General features: G+C 65.7%; 11 protein-coding genes and 1 pseudogene. 4 read left to right on the forward strand and 8 right to left on the reverse strand.

Features of this window, described 5'->3' with window-relative positions; translation table 11 throughout:
- Positions 1-23: 23 nt before the first annotated feature.
- Positions 24-553 (reverse strand): annotated as a pseudogene (locus tag P1K30_RS19875) (REP-associated tyrosine transposase).
- A gap of 227 nt (positions 554-780) precedes the next feature.
- Between P1K30_RS19875 and P1K30_RS19880 the strand changes: the two are divergent.
- Positions 781-1467 (forward strand): hypothetical protein, encoded by a 687-nt coding sequence (locus P1K30_RS19880; RefSeq protein ID WP_275634528.1) that lies wholly within the window; start codon positions 781-783, stop codon positions 1465-1467.
- A gap of 109 nt (positions 1468-1576) precedes the next feature.
- On the forward strand, positions 1577-2830 hold the full coding sequence (locus tag P1K30_RS19885; protein ID WP_275634529.1) for a glycosyltransferase family 87 protein: 1254 nt from the start codon (positions 1577-1579) through the stop codon (positions 2828-2830).
- 37 nt (positions 2831-2867) lie between these two features.
- Here the strand turns inward: P1K30_RS19885 and P1K30_RS19890 are convergent, their stop codons facing one another.
- The 7 genes from P1K30_RS19890 to P1K30_RS19920 form a co-directional block, all read right to left on the reverse strand.
- Positions 2868-4433 carry an acyl-CoA dehydrogenase family protein gene (locus tag P1K30_RS19890; RefSeq protein WP_275634530.1) on the reverse strand — a complete coding sequence of 522 codons (1566 nt, stop codon included), beginning with the start codon at positions 4431-4433 and terminating at the stop codon, positions 2868-2870.
- Positions 4430-5731: a TRAP transporter large permease gene (locus P1K30_RS19895; RefSeq protein ID WP_275634531.1), complete on the reverse strand. Its 1302-nt coding sequence runs from the start codon at positions 5729-5731 to the stop codon at positions 4430-4432. Before P1K30_RS19895 ends, P1K30_RS19890 begins: the two co-directional genes overlap by 4 nt.
- Positions 5728-6231 carry a TRAP transporter small permease gene (locus tag P1K30_RS19900; protein WP_275634532.1) on the reverse strand — a complete coding sequence of 168 codons (504 nt, stop codon included), beginning with the start codon at positions 6229-6231 and terminating at the stop codon, positions 5728-5730. The genes P1K30_RS19895 and P1K30_RS19900 overlap by 4 nt, the downstream gene beginning before the upstream one ends.
- A 66-nt stretch (positions 6232-6297) precedes the next feature.
- A complete protein-coding gene (locus P1K30_RS19905; RefSeq protein WP_275634533.1) occupies positions 6298-7425 on the reverse strand; it encodes a C4-dicarboxylate TRAP transporter substrate-binding protein in 1128 nt (375 codons plus the stop codon).
- A gap of 46 nt (positions 7426-7471) precedes the next feature.
- On the reverse strand, positions 7472-8350 hold the full coding sequence (locus P1K30_RS19910) for an amidohydrolase family protein (RefSeq protein ID WP_275634534.1): 879 nt from the start codon (positions 8348-8350) through the stop codon (positions 7472-7474).
- 25 nt (positions 8351-8375) lie between these two features.
- The gene (locus P1K30_RS19915) at positions 8376-8846 is read right to left on the reverse strand and encodes a MarR family winged helix-turn-helix transcriptional regulator (protein WP_275634535.1); all 471 of its coding nucleotides are present in this window, start codon (positions 8844-8846) and stop codon (positions 8376-8378) included.
- Entirely contained in the window at positions 8843-9622 is a 780-nt protein-coding gene (locus P1K30_RS19920; RefSeq protein ID WP_275634536.1) for a crotonase/enoyl-CoA hydratase family protein, read from the reverse strand. Before P1K30_RS19920 ends, P1K30_RS19915 begins: the two co-directional genes overlap by 4 nt.
- Before the next feature lie 136 nt (positions 9623-9758).
- On the opposite strand from P1K30_RS19920, the gene P1K30_RS19925 reads away from it, so the two are divergent.
- Positions 9759-11591: a feruloyl-CoA synthase gene (locus tag P1K30_RS19925; protein ID WP_275634537.1), complete on the forward strand. Its 1833-nt coding sequence runs from the start codon at positions 9759-9761 to the stop codon at positions 11589-11591.
- Between the two features lie 73 nt (positions 11592-11664).
- Entirely contained in the window at positions 11665-12705 is a 1041-nt protein-coding gene (locus tag P1K30_RS19930; RefSeq protein WP_275634538.1) for a hypothetical protein, read from the forward strand.
- Positions 12706-12784 lie beyond the last annotated feature (79 nt).

Below are 12784 nucleotides of genomic sequence, written 5' to 3' on the forward strand. Positions count from 1 at the left end.
TGCGCACCTTATGCGCACCTCACTCATCCGCACCCTATGTGACGCACCACCCCATCCAAACCCGACGCATACTCTGCATCCACCCGGCCCTCCCGTAGATCACGGTGGATCGACGAGTGCGGCCAGTCCGTCGGCCGCGCGACCAGTCCGTGTTTCACCGGGTTGATCCAGCAATACCGCACGTGCGCCGCGAAGTCCGCGTCGTCACGGATGTGGTGTTCCCAGAACCGGCGCTGCCACACACCGCGCTCCCGCCGCGCCCGGTGGCTGGCCGGCGGTGGCCCGGCGGGACCGCGCGCGAAAACCGCGCCTTGATCACGCTCCACCGTGTCGCATAGTCCGCATCCCCGTCCGGCAGGGTCCAGACGCAGTGCATGTGATCCGGCAGCACGACCCAGGCATCGATCGTGAATGGCCGCTCGGACCGCGTCGTCCGCACCGCGCGGCGCAGCGCCTCGATCTCCCTCACCAGCACCGGAGCGCAGCGGTCCGCGAGATTGACCGTGAAGAAAACCGTGGCGCCCGGAATGCGCGGGCGGTGATAGTTGGGCATGCTCCGCAGTCTGCGGCGGCATGGTTAAGGGGTCGTGAATGGCGGTGCGCATGAATGCGCACCCTACGGGTGCAATCCCGCCGCGACGTAGGGTGCGCATTCAGGCGCACCAAAATCCACCCCCACCGCCATCCACCGGCGCCCCTACGCCGATGTGAAGCCCTGCCCCTGCACGCCTTCCCCGGCGCCTGCTATGGTTTGGAAAAACACCCGAGCAGGAGCCAAGAATGAAACCGATTCTCACGGCGGCCTTCGTACTCGCCGCCACTTCCGCCGCAGCCGATGTCTGCGATTTCCGCCCCTCGATCATGGCCGGCAAGGCCGGGGCCGCCGCCAAGAATACCGCAAGCGATGTGGCGACCGGCGTCACCAACAGCGTGAAAGCCATCGGCGCCTACACGCTGAACAACCCGGTCAGCGGGATCAGCATGCTGTCCTCCGGCATGGGCACCGCCACCGCGGCGGGCACGTCGCTGGGGACCGCCGCCTCGGGCGCGCTGGGAACCGCCGCGACCGTGGTCACCGCGCCCGTGACGCTTAGCATCGCTGGCGCGACCGCCGTGGCGCTGGGGGGCTTCGAAGGCGTGTGCCACTTCCGCAAGGAACGGATCACCGACTATGACGAGATTCTGTACATCGTCACAAACCTCGCCGCGAACTCGGACCCCACCATGTTCAAGGTCATCCCCGAAGGGACCGAGTACTACAATCTCAAGGGCAATCCGGCGGTCGCGGGCAAGTCGATGATCCGCGTGGCGGGCCCCGGCTATGGCCCGGACCTGTACGACATCGAAAAGCTTTACGTCGTCGACGGCGTGCTGAAGCACAAGGATGCCTTGCGCGACACGGTGATCGGCGAGGTCGCGTTGCAGGTCGTCGAGGTGGACGAGGAAACCGCGCCCGCGGCGGAGTAAAGCGCCGCGCGCCGCATGCAACGGTGGCGCGCGATCCTCGGGCCGGGGGCGAGACCACGCTTGCCCGGCCCGCGACAGAGGCTAGACTGCGCGGAAAACAGGCCCGCCCTTGCCCAGACCCTTCAACACCCGTCTTGCCGCCGGCCTTTCGATCCTTGTGCTGTGGGCCGTGTGGGCCGCGCTGAAGTGGTGGGGCCATTGGCCGTCGGACCTGTCGGCGCTGTATTTCGCGGGTCATTTCCACGCCGAAGGTCTGTCGGCCGAGATCTACGCATCGCCGGAACGGTTCTTCGGACAGGATACGCCGCAAAGCTGGCAAGACGCGGCGGCGGCAGCGGGCCACCCGGACGCCCAGACGTTCCCGTATGTCTATCCGCCGCTATGGGCCGTTCTGATGTCGCCCTTGGCGGCGCTGCCCGCGCAGGCGGTCTTCAACGGCATCCTGGTGTGGCACCTTGCGGCGCTGGTGCTTGCGCCCGTTCTGGCCTTTCGCATCATGCGGCCCGCGCTGTCCTTCCCGGCATTCGCGATGATCTCGGCGGCGCTGTTGGCGACCTCGGTGATCCCCGAGCACGCGCTGTTCCAGAACCAGCCGCAGATCACCGTGGCCGTCCTGACGCTGCTGGCGTTCGAACGGTTATGTTCCGGGCGGGACACGGCGGCCGGACTGGCGCTGGGCGTCGCGGCGGCGATGAAGCTGTCGCCGGTGCTATTGCTGGCGGTGTTTCTGGTGGAACGCCGGTTCCGCGCCGCCGCCGTTGCCTTGGCGACGATGGCGGCGCTTGCACTGCTGAGCCTTTTTCTGGCGGGCCCCGATCTTCACCGCGCGTTCCTGCACCAACTGGGTCTGCTGAGCGAGCAGTTGGTGATCTGGGACCTCAACCTGTCGCTGCGGGCCGCCCTGTTTCAGGTGACCGAGCTTCTGGCCGGACGCCGCCTGCCCGCCTCGACCGAAGGCGCGCTGTTGCTGGAAAAGCCCGGCTGGCTGTCTTGGACGGTGCTGGCCGTCCTTGGCGCGGGCGGCGCGGCGATCTGGGCCGCAACGCGGAACGCGACACCGGCCGCGCGGCTGCGGCACCGGCTGGCGGCTTGGGCAACGCTGGTGACGCTGTGCGGGCCGCTGGCGTGGGCGCACCACTACCTTGTGCCGCTGTTCCTTGTGCCCGGCCTTGTCGGCGCCCTGCCCCCGGCCCGCGCGGCGCTGATCATCCTTGGCTTCGGCATCCTGTATTCGAACCGGGTCGCCGCCGCGCTGCCCGGCTGGCTGCCGCTGAACCTGACGACGCCGATCAGCGTCGCGGGGATGGTGGTGCTGGTCGCCGTGTTCGCGGTGTCGGCCAACCGGCGCGGGGATGCGCGGTGACGCGACGGCGGCGGATGCGGTGGCGGGACGGCGGGGACTAGCCCGCCGCCGCGATGTGCAGTTCCATTTGCGCCGCTGCGGTCTTCATGAAGAACGCAGCTTCGGGCGTGTCCTCGATCCGTTTCGACAGCCACGTCTGCACCGCGACCCAGCCCGCGCGCAGGAAGGCGTCGGCGATCTCGAACTGATGCGTGCGGTCGGTGTCGCCCGCGACCGAGGTCGCAAGCGCGTCGAACCGGTCAAGCACCGCCAGCCGGGCGTCATCCCCCGCGCATTCCTGCCGCGCCCGGTCAAGGAACAGCGCCACGGCGGCGCCTTCGTCGGCCAGCGACTGCCGCAGCAGGAAGTCCTGCGCCTGCATCCCGGTGGTGCCCTCGTAGATGGTGAAAACCCGCGCGTCGCGCATGTACTGCTCGGGCGAATAGTCCTTGGTGAAACCGGCCCCGCCCAGCACCTGGATCGCGGCGTGGGCGGTGTCGAAGGCCATCTCGCCGCCGAAGTTCTTGATCAGCGGCAGAAGCCACGCGTTTAGACGGCCCATGTCGGCGTCCTCGTCCGACAGGTCCGCCGTCACCGACGCCTCCAGCAGCGCAAGCCGGAAGATGTCGATCCGCGATTTCATCGCCATTAGCTGCCGCTGCACGTCGGGGTGCGAAATGATCGGAACCGCCGGTTCGGTGGGCTTGCCGCCCTGCCGACGCTGTTCGGCGTGTTCGACCGCCACATCGTAGGCGGCCAGCGACATGCCCAGCCCCTGCGTCGCAACCGTCAGACGCATGTGCCGGATCATGGTGAACAGCTGCGCCAGCCCGCGCCCTTCCTGCCCCACCAGACGCGCGGGGGCGTCGGTGAACTGCAACGCACAGGTGGGAGAGCCGTGCAGGCCCAGCTTTTCCTCGATCCGCTCGCAGGTCACGCCGGGGCCGCGTTCCACGAAGAACAGCGACAGGCCACGGGTGCCGGGCGTGTCGCCGGTGCGGGCCAGCATACAGTGGCCGATGCGGTCGCGGATGTCGTGGTCGCCGAACGAGATCCAGATCTTCTGGCCCGATACGCGCCAGCCGTCACCGTCCTGCACCGCCTTCGTCCGGATGCGGCCGACGTCGGACCCGGCCTCGGGTTCCGAGATACAGATCGTCGCACAGCGTTCACCGGCGACCAGCGCCGGGACCCAGTCGGATTTCAGGTCGTCGTCCGCCCATGCCGACAGCAAAAGAGCCGCCGCGCGCGACCCGCCCGCCGACATCATGAACGACGGGCACGCCCGCTCAAACAGCGGGTTCACGGCGGTGAACACCGACAGCGGCATCCCCATGCCGCCCAGCGCCTCGTCGTGTTCCAAGCCCAGCCAGCCGCCTTCCGCCAGCGCGTCGTAGACCGGCAGATAAGCGGGCGGCACCGACACCTTGCCATCCGCAAAGGTGGCGCCGATCCGGTCCGAGATCGGGTTCAGCGGCGCCACCTGCCCTTCGGCCAGCTTCGCGGCCTCGGTCAGGATCGCGTCCAGCGTCTCGGTGTCGATCACGTCTCCGGCCACGCGGGGCCAGTCGGGGGTGACCGCCAAGGCGGAAAGCATGGCGGCGGCATTGTCGGCGTAGGTCATAGGAATCCCGGCAGGAAAAGAATGAGAGCGGGGAACGCGATGCAGATCGCGACCACCACGATGTCGGCGATGAGGAAGGGGATGACCCCCTTGAAGATCTGAAGGACGGATACGTATTCGCTGGCGACGTTGCGGATGACGAAGACGTTCAGGCCGACGGGCGGCGTGATCATCCCGATCTCCAGCAGCTTGACCACCAGCACGCCGAACCAGATCAGGTCGATCCCTTCGGCGCGGAAAATCGGCAGCAGCACCGGCAGCGTGACCAGCAGCGCACCGAACGGTTCCATGAACATGCCAAGCACAAGGTACAGGACCACGACGATCAGCATCAGGTGGAAATACGACATCTCGGACCCGCTGACGGCGGACGAGATGAAGCTGGTCAGCCCCGACAGCCCGAGGAAGCGGGTGAACATCGCGGCACCGACGCCGATGATGAACAAAGACGCGGCGGTCATCAGCGTCTCGATCATCGACTGGCGGAAGATCCCGAAGGTCAGCCGCCGCGTGGCGAACGAGATCACGATCGACCCCAGCGCGCCGACGGCCCCGGCCTCGGTCGCGGTGAAGATGCCCGAGAACAGGCCACCGAACACCACCACCATCAACAGCAGCACCGGCCAGATGTTCAGCACCGCCTTCAGCGTGTCGACGTCGCCCACGTCCAGCGGGCGCGGCGGCGCGATGTCGGGGCGGCGCCAGCAGGTCAGCAGGACAACGATGGAATAGGACACGGCGGTCAGCAGCCCGATGGTCACGCCGCCGACGAAGACCTTGGTGACCGAGGTCTCTGCGAACACGCCGTAGACGATCATCAGGATCGACGGCGGGATCAGCGCGCCGATGGTGCCGCCCGCCGCGATGGCGCCGGACGCGAAGCTGGGCGAATAGCCGGACTTCACCATTTCGGGGATCGCGATACGGCCCATCGCGGCGGCGGTCGCCAGCGACGAGCCGCACACGGCGGCAAAGCCGGAACAGGCGAAAATTGAAGAGATCGCCAGCGCGCCGGGGATCTTCCGCAGCACGGCTTTCGCGGCCTCGAACAGGCCAGCGGTCAGACCCGCGTGATAGGACACGAAGCCCATCAGCAGGAACATCGGCACCGCCGAGAGGGTCCAGTTCGCAACGAAGCTGTGCGGCGTGTTCGACAGGATGCCGATGGCGGGGGCTAGGCCCAGCATCTTGGCGGTGCCGCCGAAGGACACCGCGACCAGCGCCAGCGCCACGGGCACCCGCAGGGCCAGCAGCAGGAACAGGATGCCAACGCCAAGGAAACCGGTTTCGACGCTCATTTCGCGGCCTCCGGTTTCGCGGTGTCAGGGGCGATCAGGCGCAGCCCCGTCACCAGCGCCGCGATGCCGAAGCCCGCGGGCAGGATGAAATAGCCGGGCCATGTCACCAGCCGGGTGGACTGCGACATCACGAAGGTGCCCGTGTCGAAGTTCTTCAGCGCGGTCTGCAGCGTGACCCAGAACAGCGCGGCGTAGATCAGCGTGGACAACAGCGCCACAAGCCAGTCGGACACTTTGGTCATGCCCGGGCTCATCAGTCCTTCCATGATCTCGACCTGCACCATCCCGCCCGAGCGTTCGACCCACGCCAGCGGGATGAACGCCAAGGCGACCATGTAATAGTGGGTCACGATCTCGAACGTCGCCGGGATCGGCGTGTTGGTGAGGTTGCGCATCGCGACATCGGCGACGACGTGCAGCATCAGGGCGATCACCGCCACGGCGCCGATCAGGGCAAGGCCGGAAAGGGCGATGTCGCGCAGTCTTAGAATGGCTTGCATGGCTGGTCTCGGGTGACGGAATCCGGACGGCTGTCCGGGCGCGGAAGGGCGCCCGGACGATGCGCCTTACATGGCGGTGCCGTAAGTGGCGTAGTCGACCTTGTCCCAGACCTCGGCCTGGATCCTCTCGGCCATCGCCACCGGATCGTTGTCGACCTCTTCGGCCACCGCGGTCCACTTGTCGACAAGTTCAAGGAACTGCGCGATGCGCTCTTCACCGTCCTCGATGCCGAAGTTCGAGCTGGCAAGCTCTGCCGCCGTGACGGGCTCGGTCGCGATGAACTCTTGGATCGCCTCGACCAGCGACGGATCGGGCTCGACGAACTCGATACCGGCCTCCTTGGCGGCTTCCTCGGCCTCGGCGGGCATGGTGGCGGCCCAGCGGTGCGTGAAGTCGGTGTTGGCGCGGTTCGCGGCGCGGACCATCGCGGCGCGATCCTCGGGCGACAGATCATCCCACGTCATGGTCGAGGTCGCGAAGTTCGACGTCGACTGGTACATGCCCATCGGCACGTAGGTGACGTAATCGATCACCTCGACCATCCGGAACGAGATCAGGTCCGCGATCGAGGCCATCGTGCCGTCGATGACGCCTTGGCTGACGGCTTCGAACTGGTCGAACACCGACATCTGGGCGGGCACGGCGCCGAAGTGTTCGGCAAAGCGGCCCCACGGCGCACCGCCCGACCGCAAGCGCAGGCCCTGCAGGTCTTCGGCGGTTTTCACCGGCTTGGTCGACAGGATCTCGTACAGGTCCGACGCGCCCGAGCCGAGGAACACGATGCCGAAGTCGCGCATCTCTTTCTGGCATTCTTCGCAGAACACCATGTACTCGGTCACCGCAGCGGCGGTGGCCTGACTGTTGGTGCCCATCAGCGACAGCTCGCCGGTCAGCGCCATGTTCGGGAAGTCGGCGGGGAAGTACAGCGGCAGCAGGTTGCCGACCTCGGCGATCTGGCTTTGTAGCGCGTCCTTCATCTGGCCAAGGCTTACAACCTCGGGGCCGATGATGGTGCCGGTCAGGCGGCCATCGCTTTCTTCGGGCAGGTACTTGGCGAAGTTGGTGTACATCACCCCGTTCGCCGGGTGCGCCGGCGGAGCGGCCGGAGCAAGGCGCAGGTCGCGTGCCTCGGCGGCGACAACTAGCGTGGCGGCAAGCGCCAGACCGGTCGTCAGTGTCTTGAAGTTAAGCATGGATCTCCTCCCTGATGATCCGCCCGTACCCAGTGCCGGTGATGCCCTAGATGTTCAGCAACCGGCGCGCGTTGTCCTTCAGAATGAGCGGGCGAACCTCGTCCCTGAAGGGCGCATTCTCGAAATCCGACAGCCAGCGGTCCGGCGTGATCGCCGGCCAGTCCGAGCCGAACAGGACCTTCTTCTTGATCAGCGAGTTCGCGTATTTCACCAGAATCTCGGGGAAATACTTCGGCGACCAACCGCTGAGGTCGATGTAGACGTTGGGCTTGTGCTGGCAGACCGCCAGCGCCTCTTCCTGCCAAGGGAAGGCAGGGTGGGCCATGATGATCTTCAGGTCCGGGAAGTCCGCCGCGACGTCGTCAATCGCCATCGGGTTGGAATATTTCAGCCGCATCCCCATGCCGCCCGGCATCCCCGATCCAACGCCGGTCTGGCCGGTGTGGAACAGGGCGATCTTGCCCTCGTCCTGGATCGCTTCGTAGATCGGGTAGAACTGGCGCTCGTTCGGCCAGAAGCCCTGCATCGTCGGGTGGAACTTGAAGCCGTAGACGCCAAAGTCGCGGCACAGGCGGCGGATCTCGCGGATGCCGGCCTTGCCCTTCCACGGATCGACCGAGGCGAACGGGATCAGGATGTCGCTGTTCTCGGCGCAGATCTCGGCGACGTCCTCGTTGGAATAGCGGCGAAACCCGGTTTCACGCTCGGCATCGACGGGGAAGATCACCGCGCCGATCTTGCGCTCGCGGAAATAGTCCGCCGTCTGCTGCACCGAGGGCAGCATCCCGTCCTTGCCGGCGGGGTTGCGGAAATAGTTCGCCATGCCCGCCTGAAATTCGTCGTACCCGTCGTCGCGATGGCCGCAGCAGGGCTCTTCGGCGTGGGTGTGAATGTCGATGGCGATCAGGTCATCGGCGTTGATCATCTGTCTGTCTCCTCCCCGACCTTCGTCAGGTGTCGTCAATTCCAGTCAGTTTGCCCAGAAGCTGCATCAGCGTGGCAAACTCTGCATCCGTCAGGTTCAGGCGTTCCGCCTGATGAAATTCGAGAAAGGCCTGTTTGTGCGACTGCACGAAGGCCTCTCCCTTATCCGTCAGCGACAGGCGCACCGAGCGCCGGTCGTGGTCAAGCACGTTGCGCTGGACGTAGCCCGCTTCGACCATGCGGTGCACCAGCTTGGTCATGTGCGCCGGCTTGATGCGCAGGCGCGCGGCGATCGTTCCCTGCCGCAGGCCCGGGTTCAGCCCGACGACCCACAGCACGGTGAATTCCCCCGGCTTCAGGCCTTGGCTGGCCAGCCGCTGGAAGAACAGGTCGAAGCTTTGCAGCTGCGCGATGCGCAGCAGGAAGCCGACCGACTGGCCAAGCTCGCCGAAGCGGATGGTGTCCTCGTCCACCGCGCCGACGGGCTGGACGTTCATTTCTTCTCGTCCGGGCGGCCCACCTTGCCGACCTTCTTCTGCAGGAAGGCCTGCAGCCGTGCTTCGGCCTCGGGCGTGGTGGCCGCGAAAGAGGCAATGAAGCTTTCCACGAACAGCCCGTCATCCGCCGACATGTCCTGAATGCGCGGCAGTGCCTGGATGATGGCATAGTTCGAGAATTCCGCGTTCGACGCGGCACGGCCTGCCAGTTCCACCGCCTTTTCCAGCGCCTCGCCCTCGAGCACGACGTACTGGACGATGTTCCAGCGTTCGGCGGTGTCCGCATCGACGGACCGGCCGGTCAGCATCAGATCGGTCATCCGCGCCTGCCCCATCAGCCGCGCGGTCCGCACTGAGGCGCCGCCGCCGACATAGATGCCGCGCTGGCCTTCCGGCAGCGCGAAAAACGCGGTGGCGTCCGCAACCCGGACGTGGGTGGACGACGCAAGTTCCAGCCCGCCACCGACGACGGCGCCGTGCAGCGCCGAGAACCACGGCAGCTTGCCACGTTCGATCCGCCCGAAGACTTCGTGCCAGCGGCGCGACCCGTGGACACCCTCGAACGCGGTCTTCTGGACGTGCTCTGCAAGGTCGAGACCGGCGCAGAAATGCGGGCCGTGGCCGTAGATCACGCCAGCTTTCGCCTCGCCGTTGGCGCGGGTGATGACGGTATCGAGTTCCTCGATGAACGCGTCCGAGATGGCGTTGCGCTTGTCGGGGCGATTCAGCCCGATCAGCGCGACATCGCCGCGCAGTTCATAGTCCAGGTACTTCATGCGATCCTTCGTCCTCCCCAGTTCGGCAACAGTCCGACCACTGAAACTCGTCGGCACATTTTACGCGAGTCGCCGCAATTTCACTATCCGTGGAAAATGTTTTTCTGTAAACTAATTTCTGAAGAGGGAGGAGCGCATGACCGAATCAAGCCTGCGCAGTGTCGAACTGTGGGACGCCGAAGTCGAATGGGAGAAGCGCGACGATGGCAGCATCCTCGTGTGGCAGAAAGGGGAACTGAACCCCTACCCTGACCGCATGTCGGACCGGATCAAGCATTGGGCGGAAACCGCCCCGGACCGGATCTGGATGGCCGAGCGTGGCCCCGACACACAGTGGTACCGCGTCAGCTATGCCCAGCTTCTTGCCGACATCCGCGCCATCGGACAGGTGTTGCTGGACCTCGGCCTGTCGGAAGAGCGCCCGCTGCTGATCCTGTCTGGCAATTCCATCGCCCACGCCGTGATGGCGCTTGGCGCGCAGTATGTCGGTGTCCCGTCGGCGGCGATTGCGCCCGCTTATGCGCTGGTGTCGGACGGCTATGAAAAACTGAAGTCGGTCCGCGACCAGATCACACCCGGTGCGGTCTTTGCCGAAAACATGGAACGCTTCGCCCCCGCCGTCGACGCCGTGATGCCGGACCTTCCCCGCCTTGGGGTCGAGGGCGACGGTCTTGCGATGTCGTGGGAAGACGTGCTGGACACCACGCCCACGGACGCCGTCGAGGCCGCGAATGCCGCCACCGGCCCTGACACCGTGGCAAAGTTCGTCTTCACCTCGGGGACCACGGGCAATCCGAAGGCTGTGACCACAACCCAGCGGATGCTGTGTTCCAACCAAGAGATCGTGGCCGACTGCTTCCGCTATTTCCGCTCCGAACCGCCGGTGCTGCTGGACTGGGCGCCGTGGAACCACGTCGCCGCCGGCAACAAGGTGTTCAACATGTGCATCTACCACGGCGGCACCTACTATCTTGACGGCGGCAAGCCCGCGCCGGGCGCCATCGACCTGACGATCCGCAACCTTCTGGACGTCTCGCCCAACTGGTACTTCAACGTCCCCGTCGGCTATGAAATGCTGGTCCACGCGATGAAGGAGAACGAAGAGCTTCGGAAATCCTTCTTCAAGAACCTCAAGCTGATGATGTACGCCGGCGCGGCGATGGCCGAACACACATGGGCCGACCTTGACCGCCTGGCGATCGAAACCACGGGCGAGCGTGTTCTGCTGGCGACCGGGCTGGGCTCGACCGAGACGGCGCCCTTCGCCTTCTTCTGCACCGAGCCGCAGGACAAACCCGGCAACATCGGCATCCCCTCGCGCGAGGTCGTGCTGAAGCTGGTCCCGAACGAGGGCAAGTGGGAAGCGCGGGTCAAAAGCCCGTCGATCACGCCGGGCTACTGGCGCGACCCGAAGACCTCGGCCGAGCATTTCGACGAGGAAGGCTTCTATCTGATGGGCGACGCGCTGCGTTTCGCCGACCCGGACGATCCGTCCAAGGGCTTTTTCTTCGACGGGCGTGTGGCCGAGAACTTCAAGCTGGCGACCGGCACCTGGGTTTCCGTCGGCACCCTGCGCGCCAAGCTGACGGACGCGCTTGGCGGGCTGGCGCGCGACGTGGTGATCGTTGGCGAGGGGCATGAAAGCCTTGGCGCGATGCTGGTGCCGTTCCGCCCGGCCATCGAGAAGATCGTCGACGGCGGGGCGTCGATGGACGACGAAACCCTGTTCAACCACCCCACCCTGCGCAGCGAGATCGCGACGCGGCTGGCCGCCTACAACAAGACGGCGACCGGATCGTCGATGCGGATTCCGCAGGTCATCGTGATGACCGATCCGCTGAACCTTGACCGGGGCGAAGTCACCGACAAGGGCTCGGTCAACCAGCGCGCCGTTCTGCGCAATCACGCCGAGTTCGCGATGACCCTCTACACCGACGACGACCACGTCATCTTCTCGGGTCAGGGCTGAACCCAGCCGCGGCCGGCAGTCTGCTGTCGGCCGCTATTGACGTCGCTTCTCTTTCAAGGTCTGAGTGCCGCGCATGAAAACGGCGTTCATCCATATCGGCACCCACAAGACCGGCACCACGTTTCTTCAGCAGTGGCTGCACCGGCATCTGAAACAGATGCAGGACGCGGGCATCTACGTGCCCGAAACCGGCCGGATGCGGAAAGAAGCGCAGCACAAGCACCTGTCCGCCCCGATCCGCGAATGGCTGCCAGAATCGGACGTGCCGGACATCTGGCAAAGGCTGGGCGCAGAGATCCGCGACCGCCCCGAGGATGTCCTTCTGAGCGCCGAACACTTCACCCGGTCGATGCTGGCGACGAACCGCGCCAACCGGCTGATGGCGTACCTTGAAAGCCTTGGCTACCGCGTCGTTCTGATCCTGTTCCTGCGCGATCAGGTCAGCTACATGAACAGCCGCTACTGCCAGGAAGCCAAGCGGTTCATCACCGTCGGCCCGTTCGAGGCTTATCTGAACCGCTGGCAGAACAACGTCATCTTCAACTACGACCGGATGACCGCCCGGCTTGAAAGGCTGAACGCCGAACTGCGCGTGTTCCCCTTCCCGCCTCGCGACCAGACGATCCAGTCCGTTCTGGTCGAGACGCTGGGCATCACCCCCTTCGCGGAACAGCCCGTGGCCCGCGCGAACGAAAGCATGGGACCGAAGACCATCTTCGCGGCACGCCTGTTCGCGAACCGAACCCGCCTGAACCGCCGCCTGAAGAAACGCGGGCCCGGTGAACGGCAACGGCGCCTGGACGAGCTGCGCCGCCTGACGGCACCGATGCGCAAATCCAACTTCGAGCTTGGCTGGAACTCCGACAAGTTCATGGGCTTCACCCCCGAAACCGCCGAGGCCGCGCGCCTGCGCTTCGCCGCAGGCAACGACGAGGTCGCGTTGCGCTATTGGGGCATGACGTGGGCAGAGATGCACGACTCGATCACCCCGGTGTCGAACGAGATCGACCTTGAAGCGCCCGATCCCGCCGTACTGGCCGAGGTGCTGGAGTTCATCGAGCCCTTACTGCCCAAGGCCGAACGGATCATCAGTGCGGAAGGCGCTATTTCTTAGGCACTTTCCGTCAGGAATGCGTTTTCGGGGCCTTCGGACGCTGTGCTGCGTTGCGGCGCGGCCCTGCGCGATCTACATC

Origin of the sequence: Psychromarinibacter halotolerans, assembly GCF_029168315.1 — a bacterium.
Classification (GTDB): domain Bacteria; phylum Pseudomonadota; class Alphaproteobacteria; order Rhodobacterales; family Rhodobacteraceae; genus Psychromarinibacter; species Psychromarinibacter halotolerans.